This is a genomic window from Cephaloticoccus primus, assembly GCF_001580015.1.
In the GTDB taxonomy this organism is placed as follows: Bacteria; Verrucomicrobiota; Verrucomicrobiia; order Opitutales; family Opitutaceae; genus Cephaloticoccus; species Cephaloticoccus primus.
On record NZ_LSZQ01000011.1, the window covers coordinates 59979 to 83363 of the forward strand.

At 62.5% G+C, this 23385-nt stretch carries 20 protein-coding genes; 7 read left to right on the top strand and 13 right to left on the bottom strand.

Features of this window, described 5'->3' with window-relative positions; translation table 11 throughout:
* Window positions 1–29: 29 nt before the first annotated feature.
* The 4 genes from AXK11_RS00955 to AXK11_RS00970 all read left to right on the top strand — a co-directional run bounded on the left by AXK11_RS00955 (window position 30) and on the right by AXK11_RS00970 (window position 4880).
* Window positions 30–1265: a TIGR03790 family protein gene (locus AXK11_RS00955; protein WP_197456732.1), complete on the top strand. Its 1236-nt coding sequence runs from the start codon at window positions 30–32 to the stop codon at window positions 1263–1265.
* A gap of 179 nt (window positions 1266–1444) precedes the next feature.
* Window positions 1445–2242 carry an abortive infection family protein gene (locus AXK11_RS00960; protein ID WP_068628490.1) on the top strand — a complete coding sequence of 266 codons (798 nt, stop codon included), beginning with the start codon at window positions 1445–1447 and terminating at the stop codon, window positions 2240–2242.
* Between the two features lie 473 nt (window positions 2243–2715).
* Window positions 2716–2949: a hypothetical protein gene (locus AXK11_RS00965; RefSeq protein WP_156469118.1), complete on the top strand. Its 234-nt coding sequence runs from the start codon at window positions 2716–2718 to the stop codon at window positions 2947–2949.
* Between the two features lie 566 nt (window positions 2950–3515).
* Window positions 3516–4880, top strand: coding sequence for an ABC transporter substrate-binding protein (locus AXK11_RS00970; RefSeq protein ID WP_068628419.1), 1365 nt, complete (start codon window positions 3516–3518; stop codon window positions 4878–4880).
* Window positions 4881–4925: 45 nt separating this feature from the next.
* On the opposite strand, the gene AXK11_RS00975 is transcribed toward AXK11_RS00970, so the two are convergent.
* From AXK11_RS00975 to AXK11_RS01010, 8 genes are all read right to left on the bottom strand, one after another.
* Complete coding sequence (locus AXK11_RS00975) at window positions 4926–5198, bottom strand: antitoxin Xre/MbcA/ParS toxin-binding domain-containing protein (protein ID WP_068628421.1); 273 nt, start codon at window positions 5196–5198, stop codon at window positions 4926–4928.
* A 186-nt stretch (window positions 5199–5384) separates the two neighbouring features.
* Window positions 5385–5978 carry an RES family NAD+ phosphorylase gene (locus AXK11_RS00980; protein ID WP_068628423.1) on the bottom strand — a complete coding sequence of 198 codons (594 nt, stop codon included), beginning with the start codon at window positions 5976–5978 and terminating at the stop codon, window positions 5385–5387.
* A gap of 99 nt (window positions 5979–6077) precedes the next feature.
* Window positions 6078–6728, bottom strand: a complete 651-nt coding sequence (locus AXK11_RS00985) for a ClpP family protease (RefSeq protein ID WP_082780724.1) — start codon at window positions 6726–6728, stop codon at window positions 6078–6080.
* Between the two features lie 222 nt (window positions 6729–6950).
* Complete coding sequence (sufT, locus tag AXK11_RS00990) at window positions 6951–7508, bottom strand: putative Fe-S cluster assembly protein SufT (RefSeq protein WP_068628494.1); 558 nt, start codon at window positions 7506–7508, stop codon at window positions 6951–6953.
* Window positions 7509–7591: 83 nt separating this feature from the next.
* Complete coding sequence (gene sufD, locus AXK11_RS00995) at window positions 7592–9049, bottom strand: Fe-S cluster assembly protein SufD (RefSeq protein ID WP_068628426.1); 1458 nt, start codon at window positions 9047–9049, stop codon at window positions 7592–7594.
* A gap of 84 nt (window positions 9050–9133) precedes the next feature.
* Entirely contained in the window at window positions 9134–10606 is a 1473-nt protein-coding gene (sufB, locus tag AXK11_RS01000) for a Fe-S cluster assembly protein SufB (RefSeq protein ID WP_082780725.1), read from the bottom strand.
* A 61-nt stretch (window positions 10607–10667) separates the two neighbouring features.
* Entirely contained in the window at window positions 10668–11429 is a 762-nt protein-coding gene (gene sufC, locus AXK11_RS01005) for a Fe-S cluster assembly ATPase SufC (protein WP_068628428.1), read from the bottom strand.
* A 639-nt stretch (window positions 11430–12068) separates the two neighbouring features.
* Entirely contained in the window at window positions 12069–13130 is a 1062-nt protein-coding gene (locus tag AXK11_RS01010; RefSeq protein WP_068628430.1) for an ABC transporter ATP-binding protein, read from the bottom strand.
* Window positions 13131–13264: 134 nt separating this feature from the next.
* Between AXK11_RS01010 and AXK11_RS01015 the strand changes: the two genes are divergently transcribed.
* Entirely contained in the window at window positions 13265–14473 is a 1209-nt protein-coding gene (locus AXK11_RS01015) for a phospholipase A (RefSeq protein WP_197456733.1), read from the top strand.
* 492 nt (window positions 14474–14965) lie between these two features.
* Here AXK11_RS01015 and surE read toward each other — a convergent pair whose 3' ends face one another.
* From surE to AXK11_RS01040, 5 genes are all read right to left on the bottom strand, one after another.
* Window positions 14966–15733 carry a 5'/3'-nucleotidase SurE gene (surE, locus tag AXK11_RS01020; RefSeq protein WP_231865709.1) on the bottom strand — a complete coding sequence of 256 codons (768 nt, stop codon included), beginning with the start codon at window positions 15731–15733 and terminating at the stop codon, window positions 14966–14968.
* Window positions 15734–15923: 190 nt separating this feature from the next.
* Window positions 15924–17450 carry a sulfate adenylyltransferase subunit 1 gene (locus AXK11_RS01025; RefSeq protein WP_082780727.1) on the bottom strand — a complete coding sequence of 509 codons (1527 nt, stop codon included), beginning with the start codon at window positions 17448–17450 and terminating at the stop codon, window positions 15924–15926.
* Between the two features lie 151 nt (window positions 17451–17601).
* Window positions 17602–18513 (bottom strand): sulfate adenylyltransferase subunit CysD, encoded by a 912-nt coding sequence (gene cysD, locus AXK11_RS01030; RefSeq protein ID WP_068628438.1) that lies wholly within the window; start codon window positions 18511–18513, stop codon window positions 17602–17604.
* 101 nt (window positions 18514–18614) lie between these two features.
* A complete protein-coding gene (locus AXK11_RS01035; RefSeq protein ID WP_068628440.1) occupies window positions 18615–19307 on the bottom strand; it encodes a phosphoadenosine phosphosulfate reductase domain-containing protein in 693 nt (230 codons plus the stop codon).
* 39 nt (window positions 19308–19346) lie between these two features.
* On the bottom strand, window positions 19347–21290 hold the full coding sequence (locus AXK11_RS01040; RefSeq protein ID WP_156469120.1) for an NADPH-dependent assimilatory sulfite reductase hemoprotein subunit: 1944 nt from the start codon (window positions 21288–21290) through the stop codon (window positions 19347–19349).
* Window positions 21291–21355: 65 nt separating this feature from the next.
* Here AXK11_RS01040 and cobA point away from each other — a divergent pair, with 65 nt between their 5' ends.
* Together cobA and AXK11_RS01050 are read left to right on the top strand one after the other, a co-directional pair.
* Window positions 21356–22306 (top strand): uroporphyrinogen-III C-methyltransferase, encoded by a 951-nt coding sequence (gene cobA, locus AXK11_RS01045; protein ID WP_068628442.1) that lies wholly within the window; start codon window positions 21356–21358, stop codon window positions 22304–22306.
* A gap of 37 nt (window positions 22307–22343) precedes the next feature.
* Window positions 22344–23357 carry a sirohydrochlorin chelatase gene (locus AXK11_RS01050; RefSeq protein WP_156469121.1) on the top strand — a complete coding sequence of 338 codons (1014 nt, stop codon included), beginning with the start codon at window positions 22344–22346 and terminating at the stop codon, window positions 23355–23357.
* Window positions 23358–23385 lie beyond the last annotated feature (28 nt).

Consider the following 23385-nt stretch of genomic DNA (forward strand, 5'->3'; position numbering starts at 1 on the left):
GGGTGGCTCTCTATGGCACGGTGTGGCGCGTGCTTTCTCGAATCCTTGTTGCCCTCTTTCTTCTCGGTGCGTTTGGCGGTGGCGCGGCCCCAGCTTCCTTGGCCTTTAGCGAGGACGCCCAAGCGGCGGCGCGGCTTGTGATTTTGGCAAACGCGGACGACGCCGACTCGCTGCGAATCGCGCGCCACTACGCTGCGGCTCGTGGCGTGCCCGAGGCTAACATTGTTGCGCTGCCGCTGCCGCGCGAAGAGACGATCTCGTGGGAGCGCTTTGTGGAGAAGCTCTGGGAGCCCCTCCAGGATGAGTTGATCAAGCGCGGCTGGATCGACGCGCTGAAAGGCAGCCGGCGCGATCCCGCGGGGCGGCGGCGTGCGGCGAGCTCGGGCCACACGATCAGCTATCTGGTCGTGTGTCGCGGCGTGCCGCTGCGCATTGAGCATGCGGAGGCGTTTTTTGTGCCCTCGCCGGATATTGATCGCAGGCCGGAGTTTCGCAGCAACGCGGCGGCGGTGGACTCCGAGTTGAGCCTGCTCGCCTACGGCGATTACAATATAAACGCCTACTTCCCGAATCCGCTGTTTCGCGGCGAGCGAGTTGGTGGGCTGGAGCTCGGCGGGAGGGGGCGGAGTGCGCGGGCGGTTTTGAGTGAGCCGTGCGTGATCAAGGTGGCGCGTCTGGATGGGCCGAGCACGCGCGCGGTGCTCGCGCTGATTGATCGCACGCTGGAGGCCGAAGAGCGCGGCCTGCGCGGACGGGCTTATGTGGATGTGCGCGGGCCGCATGCCGAAGGCGAAGTCTGGATGGAGCAGATCGCCGAGCGGGCGCAGGTGCTCGGTTTTGAAACGCAGGTCAACCGCGAGGAGGGAAACTTTTCTGCCGATGTGCGCTTCGCCGAGCCTGTGCTCTATTTCGGCTGGTACGCGGCAGATGTGGAGGGGCCGTTTACGCGGCGCGGTTTTCGTTTCGAGCCGGGCGCGATTGCCGTGCACGTGCACAGTTACTCGGCGGCGACACTGCGCTCGGACTCAAAAGGCTGGGCCGGGCCGCTGATTGCTCGTGGCGCGGTGGCGACCGTGGGCGCGGTGTACGAGCCCTACCTGCAACTGATGCATTACCCGCATGTGCTGTTTGACGGCTTGGCGCGTGGCGAACGCCTGGCCGATGCCGCTTACGCGGCCCTGCCCGCGCTAAGCTGGCAAAACGTGCTGATCGGCGACCCGCTCTACCGCCCATTCAAACATCGCCCTGCTGTAGCCGCCCGGTAGTGGTGTGCCGATAGAGAAACAGGGACAGAGGAGGAGTAAGTTTTTGAGGATTTATCTGGTCTTGTGTTTGCCGTTATCTCTTATCCTAAAGTATGGGAATTAGTTCTTGTTCTCTGACTGGGAGTAGCCTTTTGGGAGAGGCACTAACTCATCGAAATAGTATCAAATAAGGGATGTCTATGTCTGATCTTGCTGGAAATGAACGTAACAAGCTGGAGAAGCTGTTCCATATGGAGGATGGTTATGTTTTAAACTTCAATGACCGTAGCTTCCGGGATTTTTTCGAAGACTATGGAGTCGATATTGATGGAGAGCTATATAAGAGACAGGGAACGTCTAAGGCTAATAGATTGCGCACTTTTTGGAAGGTGGGCGAAAATCGTGTTGTGGGGCGTGTTATCGAGGGGCTGATAGAGTACGGAATTGATGAGCAATTGTGGAAGAGTTCCCCTCCTGCTTTGGTTGAAAGTTTGATCAAAGACTGTAAGAGGATCTCTCAGCGTCTTCTTCGGGACCAAATAATCGCTGAGTTGGACGAACTTGCTGAAGTTACTAATGAGCGGAACTTCGAGTTGCTGGCAGAAGAAGTTCGAGCCGCCATCGAAAAGAGGAGGCCCGAAGTTGGTTTGGATAGGCTACACACTTACTTAATAAAATTTGTCCGGATGGGGTGTGGGTTATATGGTATTTCATTCACACGGAATGAGGCTATTCACTGTATTGTCGGTAAGTATATAAAGGTACTTCGGGGAGGGGGCTGTTTTGAATCGGGCATGGCTGAGTCGATTTTGAGTTCCACCATCTCGGTGTTTGATAAGTTCAATGACGTACGCAACAATAGGAGCCTTGCTCACGATAACCCAGTTCTGAACTCCGAGGAAAGTCTGCTGATATTTAACTATGTTACGGCGACTATCCGCTTCATCTGGAGAGTTGATCCGAAAATTAAGGAGGCCACCGAGCAACGGAAGGCATAGTCACTGTAGCCCATTTGCACAGAGGTTATTGACTTGGTAGATACTTTAGATTTATAACTCATTGATAATTAATGCCAGTTTTTAGTTATATGTCTCGTAAGCTAAGAACTTATAAGTAATAATGATATATGGTGGGGCTCGGTTTCTTTGTTAAAGATAAGCAGGTTTCACTATAGAGTATAGTAATGGGATGGGTTATGGTGAGGTCGACTCCCCAGAGCCGTGGTGCATGGAGAGCTTTGGGTTGATGCAGTCCTGTCCGCCTCAAGTTAGTAAAGTATACTGATATGTGGCTCACTTTACCGTTAGTTCAAACACCTGCTGGAATCTCCGTTAGTCACTGCTGAAATGGACACGAGGAAAGGCCTTTCTAGGTGGATCATTTGGTACTCTTAACACCTTGATTTAAAGATCATTATATGTGCGAGTGAGACGAGTTGGCTTCGCAGTTTGGATCGAACAAGATGCAGCATATGTCTGACCTGAATAGGCTTGAGCGAAACAAGCTGGAAATCATGTTTGATATGAAATTAGGTGATATCTTGGGATTTGATAGCCGCAGTTTTAGAGATTTCTTTAGGGGCTACGGGATCGATATTGATGCAGAGTCCTATCGGGTAACTCTTCCTTGTTTGATGTCGAGTTGGATGACAGTTTTCTGGATCTTAGCCCCAAACTATATTGTGGGGAATGTTATTGAGGGATAGATAGAGCATGCAGTTAATAAAACATTTTGGGGTAATCCTTATTTAGAGAAGCCGCTCGAAAAGCTGCTTAACGACTGCAGAAAGGTTTTTCGTCGACTCTTCCGTGAGCGACCTTGCTGAGCTCTATAGCGTTACTAACGAGTGGGCCGAAGAGGTGCTTATGAAGGCAATAATAGTAATAGCCCCAGAGGAGGCTAAGGGGGTAATGCTAGCTAGTTTAGATAGGTTAATGAGGTAGGTCGGCCGCATTCAGAGGTCGCTTTTCACAGCCCGGCCTCGCCACTGCCACAGGCCGCAACATCCGGCTCGCTGCCACGGTGAAGTTTTGAGCGGCGAAGGCAGCTACACTGTTTTGACGAGCTGTCAGCGAGGGTGCGTAGGCCTTTACTGACGGTTCGCCGCCGCTTTCCGCTCGGGCGCCCATTTACATAGTGACGAGTTGGGCTCATTCGTTGTGGAGCGTCCGGTAGGCTGCATTGGAGGCAATGCAGCTTTGGCTCGCGCAGCTCGTATCCACCTTAATTTGGGGCGCGGCCCCTTTCTTATTTTCCCCAACCCCACACCCCATGAAAAAGTTCGTTTCCTCCGGCATGCTTGTGATCATTGCGGTGGCGCTGGCGACGAGTATAGTCGTGGCGCTGCTGCCGGTAATGGAGCCGCAAGGGATCCAGTTTTGGGTAATCGCGCGGCCCCAGTACGACTCGTATGTGGAGCGCGTCGCGCGGTGGAATCGCGAGCGGCCAGAGACGCCGCTGACGCTCCTGCATCTCAACGACTCGGCTGCTGAGCGACGGATGCTTTCGGGCTTTCTGTCCGGCACGCCGATGGCGGATATGCTGGAAGTTCACGAGGGGATTTACCGCAAGGCCTTTCTGGGGCCCGTGGAGCAAATCGGTTTTCTGGATATCACCGAGCGGCTACATGCGGAAGGGCTTTATGCGCAGATCAACGAGCCTTCGTTTTCGACAATGACCTCGCGCGGGCGGATTTTTGGGCTCCCGCACGATGTGCATCCCGTGTTGCTCGGCTACCGCGCCGACCTCGTCGAGGCGGCGGGGATTGACGTGTCGCAGATCGAGACTTGGGACGATTACTTCCGCGTCATGCGCCCGCTCATGGTAGACCGTGATGGCGACGGCCGCCCCGACCGCTACCTGCTCAATCTTTCGGAGCTCATGAGCTCGCAGATCGCCATGCTGATTTTGCAAAACGATGGGGAGTTTTTCGACGAAGCTGACGAGCCTGTCTTTGCCAACGAGCGCAACGCGCGCACGCTCGCCAAAATCATGACCTGGATCGTGGGCCCGGAGCGGGTGACGATCGAGGTGAGTGAAACCTCTGCGGGGAACCGTCAGCAGCTCGATGGACTCGTCGTCGGCAGCCTCATGCCTGACTGGATGCTTGCTGGGCGGAAGCTCGAAAACCCGCGGCTCGCGGGGAAGGTCAAACTCATGCCGCTGCCCGCCTTTGAGCGGGGCGGTCGGCGGACGAGTGTCTGGGGCGGCTCAATGGTGGGGATAAACAAACGCAGTGCACACATCGAGGCCTGCTGGGAGATGGCCAAGTACCTCTATACCTCCGCCGAGGTGGCCGAAAAAACGTGGCGGACGGCGAGCATCCTCTCGCCAGTGAAGGCGTTTTGGAGCGAGCCTTTTTATCACGAGCCGGATCCGTTTTACTGCGGACAGCGGGTCGGCTCGCTCGTTATCGAAGCCGCGCCCCACGTGCCGCAGCGCAGCTCTTCGCCCTACGCGAATAACGCTTATGCGCGAATCGGCAGTGTAGCGATGGCCCTGCGCGCCTACGCTGAGCGGCATGGGGTTTACGACGTCGATGGCTTGGCCCCCGAAGCCCTGCGCCTCCTCCGAGCCGAGCAGGACAGCCTCCAGAAACTCATGTTGCGGAACGTGTTCCTGGCGGGGGAGATCTAGGTCGGCACAGCTTCCATCGCAGCTTTCGCTCGGCTCTGATGCGGCTCAGGCGGTTTGGCCGGATTCGATGTCGTAGAGCATGTGCCAAATGCGGTCGACTTCGCCGCGTTCGACGACTTGTAGCGGCGTCGAACCGTCGAAGGCGGGGTTGGGCTGTTTAAGCCAACGGCCCACCTGCTCGGGCTCCAAAACGCGAGCCAGGCCGTCGAGTAGCCTATCCATTTCGACGAGTGACTTTTCCTGTTTTGCGGAGGGGGGCTCGCCTTGGCTCCACTTGGCGACTGAGCGAGGCGATACCCCCGTCAAGCGTACGAGCATTGGTTGGGGGAGGCCGAAGTTGCTTTTGTAGTGCTGGAGTAGTTCGGGGTAGTCGCCCACGCCCCGATGGGTGAATCGGAATCCCTCAAATACCGCTACAGGGGCGGCCGAGTTTTTTTTCCTGGCGTTAGATTTTGTAATCATGCGCGCAATAAAGCCTGTAATATTGCAGTAGTAAAGCTCTCATCAACGCTTCAATCGTGCCAACTTATCACCTTCCACGACTCGAAGTTGATCTTCGATATGGGCATGAGGGAAGACGACGACATTCGTCCCGTGTGTGACCGCGACAGAGTGGACAAGCAACCCGCTTGCGCCGAGTTCGGCAGCGGCTCGCCCAAGCGCCTGGCTTTGGCTTTCTTGATGCGCCCAGAGGAGTTTCCTCCAGTCTTCGGCGGAGATCTCTTTTAGCGTGATGCCCAGGTGGCGTCGTAGAGTAGGGTTTCTGAGGTCCAGTACGCGGATCAAGCGGGCTTCGATGGCGACCAGGATGCGTGGTGATTTGGTGAGGATGCCGTAGTAGCGATCATTGGCTTTGCATTCTTCGAGCGCGGTAGTGTCGGTGCTGCTTCCGTAAAGTGCACGGAGGCCGGGAGGGCTCCAGCGGCCCCCGCGTTGTTGTGCCTCGGAGCCGCTGAGTATGTCGCTCGCTTTGGGGTAGTTTATCGACTGAAAGCGAAAGAGGGTACCACTCCATGGGGCGAAGGATTCCGGATGTGCTGCGAGGGTTTTGTGAAACTCTCGATAGCGTGGATTGGGGAGCAGGCCGTTCGCTTTCATTTCAGCGGCAGTGGTGTAAAAAAGGCTCCCCGGGGGAGTGGGGAGCCTTGAAGGGAGGAGGAGGGGCGGGGGACTCGCCGGAGGCGCGTTTTTGCCGCGCTAGATTTTGGTGATGATCTTGTCGGCGAGGCCGTAGGCGATGGCCTCTTTCGCATTGAGGTAGAAGTCGCGGTCCGTATCTCGCTCGACCCGCTCCAGCGGCTGCTTCGAGGCGTTGGCGAGGATCCGGTTCAGCTCGGCGCGGAGTTTTTCCATCTCCTCGGCCTGGATGCTGATGTCGGTGGCGGGGCCGCTGAAGCGGCCGGAGATCAGCGGCTGGTGGATGAGGACGCGCGCGTGGGGGTAGAGCAGGCGGCGGCCCTTGCTGGCACCACTCAGGAGGATCGATCCCATCGAGTTGGCCGTGCCAGTGACGATGACGGTCACGGGCGAGCTGATGAGCTGCATGGTGTCGTAGACGGCCATGCCTGCGCTGACCGAGCCGCCGGGGGTGTTGATGTAGAGGGTGATGTTTTCCTTGGGAGCGGTGGCTTCGAGGTAGAGAAGCTTTTCGGTAAGGTCCTTAGCGGAGTCGTCGGTGACAGCGCCCCAGAGGAAGATTTTCCGCTGCGCGAGGAATTTCCTTTGGATGAGGGCGTCGACTGGCATGGGCGCTTTTACTGCGCCGCCGCCGTCTTCGTCTTCATCATCTTCGTCCGCGTGGGGGAGTGGGTTTTTGAGACCAGTCACTTGGATGTTTGGGAAATGCATGGAAAGGGTAAGCAGTGAGCGCGTGTGCGATCAGTTAGCAAGGAAACGGTAGAAGACCGTTTTTTTTGGGCGGGGTCGCAGACCCGCTTATTTTGCGAGCCGCTGGTTGGCGGCTCGTCAGTGTCTCCACTCCCATTTATTTGAAAATCAGCCTCGACGCGTTTGATGCACGGAGCCGAGGCGGCAACGACGCCTCGCAAAATGAGACGGTCGAAGACCGCGCTAGAGGAGGCCGAGCTTCATCTTCCCCTCTTCGGAGATCATGGACTGGTTCCACGGCGGCTCCCAGGTGATGCGCACTTCGGCTTCATCCACGCCGGGGACGAGCAGGATCTTGCTCTTGGCGTCTTCGGCGATTGCGGGACCCATGCCGCAGCCGGGGGCGGTGAGGGTCATGGCGACGAGGACGCGGTAGCCGTCGCTGCCTTCCTTTTTCTCGATGTCCATCGAGTAGACCAGCCCCAAGTCGACGATGTTGACCGGGATTTCGGGGTCGAAGACTTTGTTGAGCTGCGCCCAGATGACCGCTGGGTCGGGCGAACCGTCGGCGAGCGCGGCGGCCTCGATTGTGTTTTCCTGGACTTGCTCGCCGAGGGCGTCGCCGTCTTTGCCGTCGATGCGGAAGAGGCCGAAGTCGGTCTGCACGGTGTAGCTGCCGCCGAGCGTTTGGTGGATGAACAGGCGCGTACCGGCGACGAGGGTTTGGCTCTCGCCGGAGGGGATTTGCCTGGCGGCAACGTCGCGTGACAGGAGGCGTTCTTTGTTTTCGGGAGTACTCACGGTTTTCGACCGGTTTTGGGGCGTGCGGCTGTTTGGGGGCAGCACGCCCAGAAACCGTTTTTTAAAGGGTGAATGGATAGGGCTTAGATTTCCTTAAACTTGCTCTGGATAAAGGCGGCGAGTGCGTCGTGCAGTGCGGGCTCGCTGAGCCTGCTCATGACTTCCTCGAAGAAACCGAAGATGAGCATCTCGTTGGCCTGGGCGGTGGGGATGCCGCGTGAGCGCAGGTAGTAGAGCTGCTCGGGGTCGATGCGGTAGCTGGTGGCGCCGTGAGTACAGCGCACGTCGTTGGCCTGGATTTCGAGGCCGGGGAGCGAGTCTGCGGTCGCATCGGGGCTGAGGATCAGGTTGCGGTTGCTCTGGTAGGCGTCGGTTTTCTGTGCGTCGGGATCGACGACGATCAGGCCCGAAAAGATGGTGTGGGCGTGGCCGAGCAGTGCGTTTTTGTAGAGCAGGTCGGAGGAGGTATTGGGCGCGGCGTGAGTCTGGAGGGTGCGTTGGTCGTACTCCTGGGTGCCGTGTGCGATGGAGAGCGAGCAGATGTCGCTGTGTGCGCCCGGGGCGAGCAGCCGGCTGTGCGACTCGTGCCGGACTTGCGCGCCGCCGAAGTGCAGGTTCAGCGAGAGTACGCGGGCGTCGCGCTGGGCGGCGATTGAGCTGCTGTGCAGGGCGAGTGCGCCGAGGGACCAGTCTTGCACGCCGATGTAGGTGAGCTGTGCGGACGGGGCTGCGTGCAGCTCGCTGACGGCGGTGATAAACTGGCGCAGCGGGGGCGCTGCCTCGCTGCCTGCCGTCCCGCCACGTGCCACTTCATCCAGAGTGCGGGCACCAGCCGCAGGAGTCGCGGTTGCGGTCGAGGCGAAGTGCTCCACAAGGGTCGCCTTCGCGCGCTCGCCGAGGATGACGAGGGTGTGCGGGAAGGCGGCACTGTGGCTGCCCTCTACCGAGTGTTCGACCAGGAGTGGCTGGTCGATCTCGACTCCCGCAGGCACGTAGAGGACGGCTCCAGTAGTGGCCAGTGCGGTGTTGAGTGCGGTGAACTTTTCGCTGCCGAGCTCGGCGGGGTATTTGTGGAAATAGTTGCGGAGCAAGTCGCCGTGTTCGGCGAGGGCTATGGGGAGGGGGGCAAAGATGACGCCCCGAGCGGAGAGCTCGGCGGGGAGCTCGGTGCCGTGAACCATCGTCTGGCCGTGGAAGCAGAGCGTGGCCGCCCGCTCGAAGGGCGGTAGGGTGGGGCACTGATAATCCACGTGGGGGTAGGTATTCGCTGCGCCTTTTGGCAGCGTATAGCCTTCGAGGGCCAGGCCGCTGAGCTTCGAGAAGCGCCAGCGTTCGTCGAGCCGCGTGGGCAGGGGCAGGGCGGCGAACCGCTCCCACGCCTTCTGCCTGGCTTCGAGCCACCAGTCGGGGAGCCCGGAGTTTTGTTGCTGGGCGAAGTGCGCGGCGAAGGAGTTCTCGAGTCTCCTCTCTGGCGAGTCGCTCAATGGCGCCCCGGCAGGCGTGGCGGCAGCGTGTGGAGTTTCTAAACTTGGGAGCGGCATGCGGGTGTGGTCCTGAGTTTTTTCGTCGCGGCAACGGGGAGGCGGGCGGTGGCGGTGTATCGTCCTTTTGAGCTGCGGGCTTCCCTAGCCGACGGAGCCTTCCATTTCGAGGTCGATGAGGCGCTTGAGCTCGACCGAGTATTCCATCGGGAACTGGCTCGCGAGGTCGTTGATGAAACCGTTCACCGACAGGCTCATGGCCTGCGCCTCGGTGAGGCCGCGCTGCTGCATGTAGAAGATGAGTTCCTCGCTGACCTTGGAGACGGAGGCTTCGTGTTGTGTGGCGTGCTTGTCGCCGCGCACGGTGATGGCCGGATAGGTGTCGGTGCGGCTGTTGGTGTTGATGAGCAGCGCGTCGCACTGGGTGTTGTTCTTACAGCCTTTGAGCCCCTTGCCCATCTGCACGAGGCCGCGGTAGGTGGCGCGACCCTGGCCGACGGAGATCGACTTGGAGATGATGTTGGAGGTCGTCTCATCGGCGGCGTGGATCATCTTGGCGCCGGTGTCCTGGTGCTGGCCGTCGTTGGCGAGCGCGATGGAGATGACCTCGCCGCGCGCCTTGCGGCCGCGCAGGATCACGCCCGGGTACTTCATCGTCAGGCGCGAGCCGATGTTGCAGTCGATCCACTTGATCTCGGCTTCCTCGTGCGCGAGGCCGCGCTTGGTGACGAGGTTGAAGACGTTGTTCGCCCAGTTTTGCACGGTGATGTAGCGGATCTTCGCGCCTTTGAGGGCGACGAGCTCGACGACTGCGCTGTGCAGCGTGGAGGTGCTGAACTTGGGCGCGGTGCAGCCTTCCATATAATCCACTTCGGCGCCTTCGTCGGCGATGATGAGGGTGCGCTCGAACTGGCCGAAGTTCTCGGCGTTGATGCGAAAATAGGCCTGGAGTGGCTGGGCGACCTTGACGCCCGGGGGCACGTAGATGAAGGAGCCGCCGGAAAAGACGGCGCTGTTGAGCGCGGCGAATTTGTTGTCTCCGGTGGGGATGACCTTGCCGAAGAATTTGCGAAACAGCTCGGGGTGCTCGCGCAGGCCTTCGGTGGAGTTGACGAAGATGACGCCCTGCTTGGCGACGATTGACTTGATGTTCGAGTACGCCGCCTCGGAGTCGAATTGTGCCTCCACGCCCGCCAGAAACTTGCGCTCCTGCTCGGGGATGCCGAGCCGCTCGAAGGTTTCCTTGATATCGTCGGGCACCTCGTCCCAGGTGCGCTTGGGCTGCTGGCCTTGGGAGAGGTAGTAGCGGATTTTGTCGAAATGGATGTTCTCCAGATCCTTGGTGGCCCAGTGTGTGGGCAGCGGCATCGACTCAAATTTCTTTAGCGCCTTGAGCCGGAAATCGAGGAGCCAGGGCGCCTCTTTCTTCACCTGGCTGATGTAGCGGACGGTGGCCTCGCTGAGGCCGACGCCCGCATCGTACGCGTACTCCACATCGTAGGTGAAGTCGCCCTTGCTCTGGTCAATCCCTGCGATGGGGTTGGCTTGCTGCGCATCGGCGCGCAGGTCCGGCGCGGCTTCGGCAGTGGCGGCAGGGTGGGCGAGTTCGGCAGTCATTTTTTACAGGCGGGCGGCGATTGGATGATGGTCGGCTGAAAGAGGCGGCGGTGCGTGGCGCTCAGCTCGCCGCCGGGGCGAGCTCGTTTTGCACCCAGTCGTAGCCTTTGGCTTCGAGCTCGAGGGCGATTTCCTTGCCGCCGCTTTTTACGATGCGCCCGTCGTACATGACGTGCACGAAGTCGGGCACGATGTAGTCGAGCAGCCGCTGGTAGTGGGTGATGATCAGCGCACCAAAGCTGGCGCCGCGCATGGAGTTGATCCCGTCGGCGACGATGCGCAGCGCATCGATATCGAGCCCCGAGTCGGTCTCGTCCATCAGGACGAAGTCGGGCTCCAGCATCATCATTTGGAGGATCTCGACGCGCTTTTTCTCCCCGCCGGAGAAGCCTTCGTTAATGGCGCGCGAGGTGAACTTACGGTCGATCTTGAGGTGATCCATCTTGGCGTAGAGCCGCTTGTAGTAGGCGACGGCGTCGAGCTCCTCGCCCTCGGGGATGCGGGCCTGGACGGCGGCGCGCAGGAAGTTCGCAAGGCTGACGCCCGGGATCTCGCTCGGGTACTGGAAGGCGAGGAAGATCCCCGCGCGGGCGCGCTCGTCGGGCTCCATGTCGCGGATCGATTTGCCGTCGAGGATGACGTCGCCCTGCGTGACGGTGTAGTCGGGATGGCCGGCGATCACCTTGGCCAGCGTGCTTTTGCCCGTGCCGTTGGGGCCCATGATGGCGTGCACTTCGCCGCCGCGCAGCGTGAGGCTCAGGCCTTTGACGATGGGCTTGTCACCGATGGCGATGTGGAGGTCTCGGATTTCCAGTGAAGACATATTACAAAATAGGAGGAGGAATGAGCAAAAAGCAGGTAGGGAACGCTGCGCTGCGCGGAGGCAGCTAGAGAACGAGAACGCATCCAACTCGCAACCCCCAAACCCGAAAAGCCGCCGGGCAAACGCTTTTATTCGCTGCGTAAGGACCGGGATGCAGCTCCGCCAAGCCCGCTGCCTGGCCCTGCGCGGGCAGCGGTGGTCGGTGACCACTGCCGTTTAATTTGGGAATCGGCCCCGGCGATAAAACGGGTCTGCGACCCCGCCGAAGCTCGATTCCCAAATTGGCCTCCCTGTCGCGTTGCGACACGGTCTTCGACCGTTCCATTTGGCGAGCCGCTCGCCCTCCCGCCTAGCAGCTCGTCAACTGCCCCAGAAGTTGGGCGGCGAATGAAGCGGAAAACCCGTTTGGCGAGGCAAGAAAGTTTACGGGTAAATCTCTGCCCAACCGAAGGTCGGATCCCTTACTGTGCGGTTTGCTGCCGTGCGGAACGCACGGCAGCAAACCGCACAGTAAATGGCAGGGGACACCGTCCCCCGCCCCACGCGTAGTGGAGTCTTCGACTCTTTTATTGGGCGCAGCGCCGCGGTCGCAGACCGGGCCGCAGCGCGCGCCGCCCTTTCGTCAGGGGGCGCTTTCACTCACTCGCTGGTGGCGAAGAGCTCGGCGATGATCTCTTCGAGCGGCACGTCTTCGATCGTGATGTCGGCTACGGGGCCAGTCGTCAGGATTTCCTGGGAAACGGCGACGACGGCATCGCTGGGCACGCGCAGCGTGAATTTGCCGTCCTCGGTGCGGGTGGTTTCGCCGTATCGGGAGCGCCAGTCTTCGGGGAAGGCGGCTTGGTCGCGGGAGTCCTGGAGCTCGGGCAGGAAGGTGATGATCTTCTTGCGCCCGACAGCGGGGCCGGTGCTGCCGCCGGGCATCGGCGCGTGTGCGACATCGTCGCTGGCGAGCGGCGGCGGGTTGCGCTGCTCAAGCCGGTCGAGCGCGCCGTCGTAGATTTTGCGCCCGTGGTGGATGACGATCACGCGTTCGCACAGCTCGGAGATATCAGCCATGTAGTGGCTGGTGAGCAGGATGGTGACCTTGTTGCGGCGGTTGTACTCGCGCAGGAAGTTGCGGACGGCCTTTTGCGAAATGACGTCGAGGCCGATCGTGGGCTCGTCGAGAAAGAGGACTCGCGGTCGGTGCAGCAGCGCGGCGATGAGCTCCATTTTCATGCGCTCGCCCAGCGACAGCTCGCGCACCATGACGTTGAGCTTGGCGCGCACGTCGAGCAGGTCGAGGAGCTCGTCGAGGGTTTCCTGATACTGCACGGTGGGCAGCGCGTAGATGGCCCGCAGCAGGTTGAAGGACTCGATGGCGGGCAAGTCCCACCAGAGCTGGTTTTTTTGACCGAGGACGAGGGCGAAGATCCGGCGGTAGGCGCTCTCGCGCTTGGCGGGGTCGAAGCCGCCGACGCGCGATGTGCCACTTGTCGGGTAAATGAGGCCAGAGAGCATCTTCAGCGTGGTCGTCTTCCCCGCGCCGTTGGGGCCGAGAAAACCGACGAACTCACCCTCGCCGATGGAGAAGGAGATGTCCTTGGCCGCGGCCAGCTCCTCAAACTCGCGTTTGAACAGTCCCTTCACCCCACCCCAAAATCCGGGCTGCTTTTTATAGGTACGGAAGACGCGGGTGAGGTTTTGGACTTCGATCATGAGTGGTGGCTGGGCGGGGGACGGCGGAGGCGCAGAGGGCGCGGGTGTGCGTGGCGGCGCCGCGGCAGAGGCTGGGTAGTGAGATGACTCGGGTAAGACTTGGCAGCCCAAGTCGGAGGGCATCTTCTGGCCTGGTGTCAACTTGTCGTGTCGGTTTCGTTTTTTTGCTACTCGTCGTGGGCCTTGCCCAATCGTCGCGGGCAGTCGTGTTTAACCTCGTGGCACCGGCGGAGGCGCTGCCTGCGGGCGGTGAAGTGCGGGTAGGTTTGTGGGTCTTAAATCCGGATGCAGAGGAGGCCAAGCTGCCGCTGCCAGAGCAGGTCGAGGGCACGCTTTTGAGCGAGAGTGGCCGTTGGCGAGTCACGCTGCGCACGGCGGCACAGGAGCCGGGCGTGTCGGTTAACGCGGGCGGTTTCGCAGTGCGCGAATACGTGCTCACACTGCCGCCCGCCGCCGAGGGTATCTTGATACTGGAGGTGAACGAGCCCGCTGCCGCCCGCGTCGCTCTGAGGGTCGATGCCGCGTTGCCCGCGCACACCGAGTCCGACTTTGCCGCCCCACCGCTGCGCCACTCGACCCCCAGGCGCACGGCCGAGGCGGCGATCCAGCGCACTTTCTCGGAACGCTTCGGGCTGCACGAGCCGATCTACTTCCTCTACGGCAATGAGCCGCAGGGCGCGAAATACCAGTTCAGCTTTAAATACCGGCTATTGGGCGATGACCGCGCGCGCTCCGGCGAGCGCAGCACCGCTGTCCGCCGCGTCTACTTCGGCTACACGCAGCGCTCGCTCTGGGATATCGATAGCCTGTCGAGCCCCTTCTACGACAGCAGCTATATGCCGGAGTTTTTTTATGAGTCGCAGCGAGTCTTCGACGAAGAGCAGTCGGGCGGCCTGCAATTTTTGGGCTATCAGATCGGGGCCAAGCACGAGTCCAACGGACGCGCGGGCCCCGATTCGCGCAGCCTCAACACCGTGTACTTCCGCCCCGCAGTGACCTTCGGAAAACTCGACTCGTGGCACCTGATCGTGGCGCCGCGCTTCTCCGCATACGTTTGGGATGTGGATGACAATCCCGACATCAGCCGCTACCGCGGCTACACCGAGCTCCAGACGATCCTCCAGTGGGGCGACGGCGTATCGCTGGCCGCGCTGGGGCGGCTCGGTCGCGGCGGCCATAAAGGCGGCCTGCAACTCGACCTCACGATTCCCATGACCTTTGAGCGCTTCTTCGACTTCGCCGCCTACTTCCACATCCAATACTGGAACGGCTACGGGGAGAGCCTGCTCGACTACAACAAACACGGCGACGCCCTGCGCTTCGGCTTCTCGCTCCTGCGCTGACGCCTGCGCCGCGGTTGAGCGGACTCCCGCTGCGCGCGGTGCGGTGGCGGGTCGCCACTTCCATTTAATTTGCGATTTTGCCCGGGCGCTTTGCGCCCGGGCAAAATCGCAAATTTACATGAATTCCCCCCTGTCGCTCCGCGAGGGGCGCAGCCCCTTTTACTCGGCGAGCCGCTCGCTGGCGGCTCGTCAGACACCCAGCTCGGTTACGGATGGGAGTGTAAACCCGTTTGGGCGAAGTTTTTGGTTAACGCGTAAATTTCCTGCCCGATCGGAGATCGGGGTATTCCCTGCATTGCGGCTTGCTCGGCGGACGGAACGTCCGACAGCAAGCCGCAATGCATATGGAAGTGGTCACCGACCACCGCCCCACGCGCAGTGGGGGCGAGGACCCATTTTATGGGCCGCAGCGTCGTTGCCGCTGCGTGCAGAGTTTCGACTCTTTCCTCGTACGGCGGTAGGCCAATACCTCAATCGATTGAGCACTTGCGGTTACACGGGTGCGCCCAGCCGCGAGTAGTCGAGGATCGTGTGGCTGATCGCTCCGGCGGCGAGCGCGGCGAAGTCGGTGGGCAGCCCCTCTGGCGAGACGTCGCGCCCGTCCGTCCATTGAAAGGAGTGTCCGCACTCCTCGCTCGCTGCGCTGAATTGCCCGGGCGCGCAGAGGTGCGCGGGCCAGGTGCGGCGCAGTGGAGCATCGCTGCGGCAGGGGTTGGGGAAGTTGATGTTGTGGACCGTAAAGCCCTCGCGCGGCGTCTCCGGCAGCAGCTCTCCCGCCAGTCGCGCGGCGTGTCGGGCGGCCGTCCTCAGGCTGGCGAGCAGCGCATCGTCGGGTTCTCCCGCGTGCTCCTTCAGGTAGGTGTAAACCTCCTTTTTCGCATCGAGCGAAAACGCGATTGCGGGCAGTCCGTGCAGGGCGCCTTCCCATGCGGCGCCGACCGTGCCGCTGGCGATGATGAAGGCCAGGCTCGCGTTGCAGCCGACGTTGATCCCGCTGACGACGCCGTCGATCGGCTCGGCGATCAAGTGCTCGAGCCCGATGTTCACGCAATCGGCGGGCGTGCCATCGACCGTCCACGTGGGGCCGCCCAAGTCGGGGTTGACCGGCTCGGAGCGCAGCGCGCGTGTGGTCGTCTTGGCGGCACCCATGCCGCTTTGCTCCTTGGCCGGGGCGACGACGTAGAGCTGATGTCCGGCCCCCTTTAGCGCGAAACAAAGCTCATGGAGAAAGACCGAGTCGATACCGTCATCATTAGTCACAAGGAGTCTCATAGTTCCCGCGCAGTCTCCGCTCCTCCCGCCCCTTGTCAGCCCTTTTGGGAGGGCCAACGACCCTTTTTGTCCTGCAGAGCGAGCGATCCTTCTCCGAGTCCGCTGCTCTCCCCACTTGTGGGGAGGGCAGCGTGTTTTACCTTAGCGCGGCGGGCCGTAGCTCTGCTGGAGGTGGTTTTTAGATGACGAAGTCGCCGTCTTCGTCGGGGCGGACGAGGGCCTTGGGCGGCAGGAGCATGCCTGCGGCCAGCGTGGCGTGGGAGGCGGGGTCGATGAGGATGAAGGCGCCCGTCTGCCGGTTGGTTTTGTAGCCGTCGTAAATCAGTGGAGTGGCGGTGCGCAGCCGGATCTCGCCGAGGTCGTTTAGCGCGAGCCCATCGGGCGCGTCGCCGGGCTCCAGGCTGGTGACGTCGATGCGGTGAGTGATCGCGCTGACGATGGCCTGAGTGGTCAGCGAGGTGTGCTTGAGCAGGAGCTTGCGGCCTGCGGTGAGCGCGCGCGGGTGCATCCAGCAGAGTTTCGCGCTGAGCTCGGTGCCTGCGCCGGGCAGGTCGTCGAGGCCGACGATCATCTGGCCGCGGCTGATGTCGATGTCGTGCTCCAGCAGGAGCGTGACGGACTGCGGGCAAAAGGCTTCTTCGACTTCGCCGTCGTAGGTGTGGATGGCCTTCACGCGGGTGGTGATGCCGCTGGGCAGGACGACGACTTGCTGGCCGCGCTGCACGACACCGCCTGCGAGCTGGCCGCTGACGCCGCGAAAGTCGTGCAGTGCAGGATCGTCGGGCCGGTTGGGCCGGTTAACCCACTGGACGGGCAGGCGCAGTCCCTGGAGGTTGCGGTCGCTGGCGATGTGGACGGTCTCCAGATGGCCGAGGAGGCTGGGGCCGGTGTACCAGGGCGTCTTGTCGGAGAGGCTGACGACGTTGTCGCCACCGAGCGCGCTGATGGGGATGAACTTGACGTCCTGGATGTCGAGGCGCGGGAGGAATTTTTCGAAATCGGCGCGGATCTCCTCGAAACGTTCCTGCGACCAATCGACCAGGTCCATTTTGTTAACGGCGACGACGAGGTGCGGGATGCGCAGGAGCGAGGCGATGGCGGTGTGGCGGCGGCTCTGCTCGATGACGCCGCTGCGCGCATCGACGAGGACGATGGAGAGGTTGGCGGTGGAGGCGCCGGTCACCATGTTGCGCGTGTACTGGGTGTGCCCGGGCGTGTCGGCGATGATGAACTTGCGGCGCGGCGTGGCGAAGTAGCGGTAGGCGACGTCGATGGTGATGCCTTGCTCGCGCTCGGCGCGGAGTCCGTCGGTGAGGTTGGCGAGGTTGATCTGGCCGCCGCCGGTGAGATCGGCCGAGCGTTCGAGGGCTTCGAGCTGGTCTTCCATCAGCGACTTGGAGTCGTAGAGGAGGCGGCCGATGAGGGTGGACTTGCCGTCGTCTACGCTGCCGCAGGTGTTGAAGCGCAGCAGGTCGACAGGGGCCACAGGCCCTTTTTCTGTCGCGTCGCCACTTGGCGCAGCCAGATGGTTTGTCGGGTGGCGCGCAGTCGTGGCCGGAGCGGCGGGCGCGTTGGCTGGCCGCGCTGCGTGCTCCCGTATCGGGGCCGGGTCGTCGGGCAAAAGAGTGGTCGTACCTGGGTGCGAGCCGGTGGTTTGAGTTTCTGGCTCGGCAGGAGAGGCGGGAGTGCGGGCTGTGAGAGACATGGAAAAGGGCTCGGAGAAATCGGTGTACTGATGTGTGTGGCGGGGGCGGATGTCTGGTGGTTGGCGTGCGCGCGAGCAGGAGGCGGCGAGCGGGTTTGGCACGGCTGGCTCGGGCGCAGCACGTGTGGCGGCGTACGCGCGCGCAGTGCGTTTAGAAGTAGCCGGCTTTCTTGCGGTCTTCCATGGCGGCTTCGGCGCTGCGGTCGTCGGCGCGTGCGGCGCGCTCGGTGATGCGTGCGGCGGCGATCTCGGTGAGGATGTCGTCCACGTCGTCAGCGGGGGACTCGATCATGCCGGTGGATATGATGTCGCCGATGGTGCGCACGCGCACGTTGAGCTCGCGCACGGTTTCGCTGGGCTTGGGCGGGGCGAGCTCGGAGACGGGCAACCACTGGCCGCTGCGGCGCACGCATTGGCGCGGGTGGGTGAAGTAGATGCTGGGGACTTCGAGCTGCTCGCGTTTGATGTATTCCCACACGTCCATCTCCGTCCAGTTGGAGATGGGGAAGGCGCGCATGTGCTCACCGGAGTTTACGCGGGTGTTGTAGAGGTTCCAGATTTCGGGACGCTGGTTTTTCGGATCCCACTGGCCGAAGCTGTCGCGAAAGGAAAAGAAGCGTTCCTTGGCGCGGGCTTTTTCTTCGTCGCGGCGGGCGCCGCCGATCAGGCAGTCGAAGCGAAATTCCTCGATGGCGGCGAGCAGCGTCGGGATTTGGAGCCGGTTGCGCGAGGTCTCGCCTTCGGTGGGCGTGGCGATGCCGTTGGCGATGGCGTCCTCGACCTTGCGCACGATGAGCCGCGCGCCGAGCTGGGCGGCGCGGTGGTCGCGGAAGGTGTTGAGCTCGGGGAAGTGGTGGCCGGTATCGACGTTGAGCAGAGGCATCGGGATGTCCGAGGGGCGAAAGGCTTTCTCGGCGAGGCGCAGCAGGCAGATGGAGTCCTTACCGCCGGAGAAGAGCAGCGCGGGGCGCTCAAATTCGCCGGCGACTTCGCGCATGATGTGGATCGCTTCAGTTTCGAGGTACTGGAGGTGGTCGAGGTGGTAGTTGGTGCGGCTGCTCACTTCAGTGGATTGTGCTTCGCGGTTAACCGGAGAGTTTGGGAGGGCGGGAGGGTGTGGTGATGTGCGCTTCGTGTGGCGGAGCGCTGCGTGCGTTCGCGGCTTCAGGAGGCGAGGGCTTGGGCGCCCCAGGTGGCGTGGAGCCCGCACTCGCGCTTTTCGTCGGCCTTGGCCGGATCGTAGTAATCCCACTCGTTGGGCAGGCCGTGCTCGGCGAGGTAGGCTTTGAGCTGCGCGTCGCTCCAGTAGAAGAGCGGGCTGACCTTGAGCGTGCCGAAGTTTGGATCGGCGGAGACGATATCGAGCTCGGCGCGGTTTGGGTTTTGGCTTTGGCGCAGCGCGGTGATCCAGATTTTTGGCGCGAGCTCGCGCATGCCGCGCTGAAAGGGCTCCAGCTTCATTTGTGCGCTGAAGGTCTTGAGCCCGAGCTCGTCGGTGGGCGCGGGCACGGGGCCGTGGATGGCGTCGCGATGGGCGGCGCTGAGCCTCGGCAGATAGGGCTTCAGGTTGAGGCCGAGTCGGGCGCGGAGTGCCTCGGCGTGTGTGTAGGTGGCCGGGCGGTTGTAGCCGTGATCGACCCAGAGGACGGGGATGTCGGGCTGCGCCTGCGTGGCAAGGTGCAGGAGGACGGCCTCGTAGGGGCGAAAGTTGGTCGAGACGATCGCGCGGCCCGGGGCTTGGGCGAGCGCCCAGCGGAGAATCTCGCCGGGCGATTGTTCGCGGAGCTGGGCGTTGAGCGCGCGCAGCGCCTCGGCGTCGGTGGAGAGCAGCGTGTCGGCTGTGGTGGTCGTAGGCATGGCGGCGTCGGCGGCGGGGTGCGGTGCGCGGCGATTTTCCTAAGCTTCGACGAGGGCAGGCTCGGGCTTGGCAACTGGCGCCGAGCGCGGTGCGCCACTTGGCGCAGCGCTTTCGCCCTCAGTGGCGGCTGATGCCGTGCTGGCGGTGGAGGTAGTGCTGGTTGCTCCGGGGGAGCTGGCGCCTGCGGAAGTGGTGGTGCTGGCCTTGGCCTGTTCGCGCGCGGCGAGTGCAGCGGCTTTTTCGGCATCGGCCTTGGCCTTCTCGACGGCAGCCGCAGCGGCGGCGACTTCGAGCTCGGGCCAGATGACGCGCGCCGCGAAATCACCAAAGCGCTCGCCCGCCACGCGCTCGGCTTTCCAGCGGGCAAAGAGCGGGCCGAGCTCGGTCTCCACATCGGCCTCTTTGATCATCTCTTTAAAAACGCGGTTGAGGCGCGTGCCGGAGGCGTTGCCGCCGATCCAGACTTGGTAGCGGCCGGGCGCTTTTCCGACGAAGGCGAGCTCGGCCATGTAAGGGCGCGCACAGCCGTTGGGGCAGCCAGTGCTGCGGATGATGATTTCCTCGCCGCCGAGGCCGAGCTCGCCGCCCAGGCGGGCGATCCGGTCAATGAGGCCGGGGAGCATGCGCTCGGACTCTGCGAGCGCGAGGCCGCAGGTGGGCAGCGAGGGGCAGGCCATCGAGGCGGCGTGCAAGATCGGCGCCTGATTTTCGGTCTTCACGCCGTGCGTGGCGAGGAGCGCGTCGATGGCGGCACGGTCGCCCTCGGGGATGTTGGCGAGGATGACGTTTTGGTTGCCCGAGAGGCGAAACTCGATGTGGGGGAACTGCTCGGCGACCTGGCGCAGCGCGGTCTTCAGCGTGTGGCCTTCGCTGTCTTTGATCCGGCCGGTCTGCACATAGAGCGTGAGGAAGAGGCTGCCATCGACTGCGCGGTTCCAGCCGTAGAGATCGGCCGTGGTCGTAAACTCATAGGGCCGCGCCTCGCCGAGAAGCCCGCCGGTGCGGCGGTTGACCTCCGCGGTGACCCACTCGGCGCCTTTTTCCTGGACGACGTATTTGAGCCGGGCGTGCTTGCGGTTTGTGCGGTCGCCGTAGTCGCGGTGGATGGTGAGGACGGCCTTGGCGACTTCGATCACGCCTTCGGGCTTGGTGAAGCCGATGAGGCTGGCGAGCCGCGGGAAGGTCTGCACCTGGCCGTGGCTGCGGCCCATGCCGCCGCCCACGACGACGTTGTAGCCGAGCAGCGTGTCGCCCTCGGTGATCGCGATGAAGCCCAGGTCGTTGGTCAACACGTCCATGTCGTTGACCGGCGGGATGACCAGCGAGGTCTTGAATTTGCGCGGCAGGTAGTGCTTGCCGTAGAGCGGGTCGACGAAGTTCTTGTTTTCCGGGTCGTCGAGATCGAGCTGTACGCCATCGATCCAGATGGAGTGGTAGGCCTTGGTCTGCGGGGCGAGCGCCTCGGCGAGCCGCACGCTGTCGCGGTAGACGATCTCGCGGGCGCGGGTCGTCGCCGGAGTGGGCGAGGCGGTGATGTTGCGATTTACGTCGCCGCAAGCCGCGAGCGTGGAGAGCAGCGAGTCGTTGATCCGCTTGACGAGCGGGCCCAGGCCGTGGAGCAGCACGCCGTGAAACTGGATGCTCTGGCGCGTAGTGAGCCGCATCGTGTTGTTGCCGTACTGGGTGGAGAGCTCGTCGAAGACCTGCCACTGGCTGGCGGTCATCACGCCTCCGGGGATCCGCGCGCGGATCATCATCATGAACTTCTTGCCGGTCTTGCGCAGGTCGCGGTCGTCCTGCTGGTAGGCGCCGTGGAATTTTAAAAACTGCGTATCATCCTCCGAAAACCGGTCGGCTGTCGGATCGGCCATCGTGGCAGCGAGGTTGCCCGCAAGCGTGGGCACGGCATCCTTGAGGAGCTCGTTTTTGCTGAGTTTTGGGGCTTCGGGGCTTGCAGGGGAGGCGGTAGTAGCGGTGCTCATGTGAAAAGTGATGGGAAGAAATAGATTGATTAATTTAGTTAAAGACTAAACTACTAAATTAGTAAATGAGTAAAGAACAAATTTTCAATGCGGACGAGGGCGACATCTGGCAAGTGCCGAAGGGCCGTGTGACGCTGGTCGGCGCGGGGCCCGGCGCGCCGGATCTGATGACCATCCGCGGGGAGCGCGCCCTCGCGCAGGCGGATGTGGTGGTTTATGACGACTTGGCAAATGCCGCACTGCTGGAGATTTGCCGTCCCGAGGTTCGGCGGATTTACGTGGGCAAGCGCGCCGGGCAGCATTCGATGGCGCAGGCGCAGATTTCCCGAATCCTCGTCGAGGAGGCGGCGCGCGGGCAGCAGGTGGTGCGGCTGAAGGGCGGCGACCCGCTGGTTTTCGGGCGCGGCGGCGAGGAAATCGCGGCGCTGGCGGCAGCGGGGATCGCGCACGAAATCGTGCCAGGCGTGACGGCGGCGGTCGCCGCGGGGGCGAGTATCGGCGTGCCGCTCACGCACCGCGACCACGCCTCGGCCGTGGTGTTCGCGACCGGGCACGAGTGTTGCGGCAAGCGGCCCGGGCAGGCGCGCGTAAACTGGGCGGCGCTGGCGAGCAGCGGTGCCACGCTGTGCATCTACATGGGCGTGCGGCGGCTGGCCGAGATCGTGACCGCGCTGCTGGATGGCGGGCTGGCGGGCTCGACACCCGTGGCGATCGTCTCAAACGCGACCCTGCCGAGCCAGGAGCAGCACACGACCACGCTGGAGCAGGCGCCATTTTTTGCCGCCACGCTCAAGGGCAAGCCTTCGTTGATCATCGTGGGCGAGGTCGCCGCTTGGGCCGCAGCGCAACGGCAGGGCGAAGACGCTGCGGTAGGTGCTGCGGAGCAGGTCGCGGCGGTGGTCAGTATGGCAGGCGCGGAGGGTGCCGAGGCGGCTGCGGGCACTTCGTTTTCATCGCCCGAATTGCTGTCACTCGCAGGCCGCCGCGCTTCGCTTCTCGAAGCGGTCGCAAGCTGAGCGCGTGGAAAACCAGGCGGAAGAGCGAGGCACCGGCGTGAAAATCCTCTTGGTCGATAACGGCTCGCTGGAGCCCAAGGCAGTACTCGCCCTGCGGACGGTCGCGCGTGCCCTGTCGCGGAAAGTGGGCCGCGAAGTCGTGCCAGTGCCGCTGGCGCATTCCGATAAAATCGCGCCCGCCAATCTCGGCGGCGTGCCCGCGCCAGTGGTCGAATCGTTTTTGCGCGTGGCACTGGCGGCGGGGGAACGCGAGTTCGTGATACTGCCATTTTTTGTGGGCCCAAGCCTGGCGGTGACCCGGGCCCTGCCGATTCTCGTCGAAAAGCTGCGCGCGGAGCTGCCCGCAAGCGCAGCAGCCGAGTTTGCCGTGGGCATCGCGCCCGCGCTGCACGAAGCGGGCGATACGACGCTGACGCAGATTTTGACCGAGCGCGTGCGCGCAGCTCTCCGCGACTATGAGGCGGCATTACCCGCAGGGGCGGAATTTTCCGAAACCCGCTTTCGCGCGCGCGTGGCACTGGTGGATCACGGCAGCCCGACGCGGGCAGTCACGCAAGTACGCGACGAAGTCGCCGCACGGCTCGCCGAGAGCCTGGCTGGAGAAGTCGCCGAAGTCGTCGCGTGCAGCATGGAGCGACGGTCGGGAGCGGAATACGACTTTAACGAACCCTTGCTCGAAAACGTGCTGGCGCGGCCAGAATGGTGTGCACAAGGCAGCAACGCAGGAGGCGCTACAGCTGCGCACTCAACCGCTACGGGGCAAACGCCGCGCACGAACCTCGTGATCGTGGCCCCACTATTTTTGCTGCCCGGGCGACATGCGGGCCCCGGCGGCGACATCGCGCAAATCTGCGCCCGAGCCCGTGATGCCTCGGAAACTGCGGAGGGAATTTTTTCGCGCGGGCGGCGGCCCGGCGCTGCTCCAGCCCGCATCACGTCGGCCCATTCACACACCGTACAAACGAAGCCACTGTGGGTACAGGAGCCCTCTGGAGCGCATCCGCTGCTCGTGGAACTCCTCGCCCGCCGCCTGACCTCTACGCTGCGATAGCCCGCTCCGAGAGTTGGAATAGCCTGCT